Origin of the sequence: Curtobacterium sp. NPDC089185, assembly GCF_040685235.1 — a bacterium.
GTDB classification, from domain to species: domain Bacteria; phylum Actinomycetota; class Actinomycetes; order Actinomycetales; family Microbacteriaceae; genus Curtobacterium; species Curtobacterium citri.
This window is the reverse complement of sequence record NZ_JBFBHK010000036.1, coordinates 1-1,176: the sequence shown is the minus strand read 5'-3', so window position 1 is coordinate 1,176 and position 1,176 is coordinate 1. Positions and strand designations below refer to the sequence as shown.

Annotated in this window: 1 pseudogene; it reads left to right on the top strand. The window is 76.6% G+C overall.

Annotated features, from left to right (window positions below):
* Positions 1-890: pseudogene (locus tag AB0N84_RS16300) on the top strand (hypothetical protein); the annotation flags it as partial.
* Positions 891-1,176 lie beyond the last annotated feature (286 nt).

The following is a 1,176-nucleotide window of genomic DNA, read 5'->3' as shown; positions in this document are numbered from 1 at the left end:
GGCGCGGTGCCAGCTGGCACCGCGCCTCCCGTCCGTCTTCGGTCACCCCGCTGACGCGCACCCCGCGCTGGCAGAGTGGGGCCATGCAGCTGCTCCGCACCGCCCTCACCGGGACCGCGATCGCCACCGCCGGGAGCGTGGCCCTCGGGGCCGCTGCCGCCCGCCGGCTCCTCCACCCCGCCCCCTTCACCCCTGCGGAGTCGGAGCTGGTCTGGACCCGCGAACAGGACGTCCCGGGCACCGAGCCGGACGGAGTCGCCCGCGTGCACGTCGTCCACGTGCACGGGCAGTCGATCGGCCCGCAGCAGGTCCTCCGCGGCCTGCGGGTGTGGCGCGCCCTCGGCGCCGCGAACCAGGTGGTCGACACGACCGACCTGCCGCTGCGCTCCCTCGACCCGGTCGCCGTCGACCGCATCGCCGCCGCTGCGCACGCCGCCCGTGCCCGCGGCGCCGAGCGGGTCGTGCTGCAGGGCTGGTCCGCCGGTGCCCTCGCCGCGTCGGCTGCGGCTGCTCGGACGCCCGTCGACGGGATCGTCGGGGTGGCACCGCTGCTCGACGTCCGGTCGGCCCTGCGTGGCGCCGTGACCGCAGCACGGTTCCCGGCGGCCGTCGGCGTCGTCGCCGGCCGCATCGCGACCACACCCGGGCTGAGTCGCCTGGCGGGGGTGCCGTACCCGCTCACCGTCACGCGGTGGCAGGACGAGGGCACGCCGACGTTGCTAATGCACTCCGCGGCCGATCCGCTGGTCGCCGCGGACGACGTCGCCGCGCAGCGTGCCCGCGGTGCCACGACGGTCGCCTTCGACGAGGCCCGCCACACGCTCGAGTGGAACGAGGACCCGGAGCGCTGGGAGACGGCCGTCCGCGACTTCGCGACTGCGCTGGACTGAGGCCGCGGGAACGGAAGTGGCCCCGGTCGGGGGAGACCGGGGCCACTGACGTCCGACCCGTTGGGGGGAACCGGTCGGACATCGGGTGCGAGGCGTTGGGGGGAACCCCTCGCTCCGCCAACGGTACCCCCGGTCGAGGGCCACGTCCGCGCGCCGCCGGGAACACGCGCCGAGCGGATCGACACCCCCCACGACGGACGGCGTGACGTCCTCGAAGATCCGCACGCCGTGGCCGAGGCGGAGCGCCCGGCCGTCGACGAGTGCCGAGCGGATCGAGGCCAGGCCG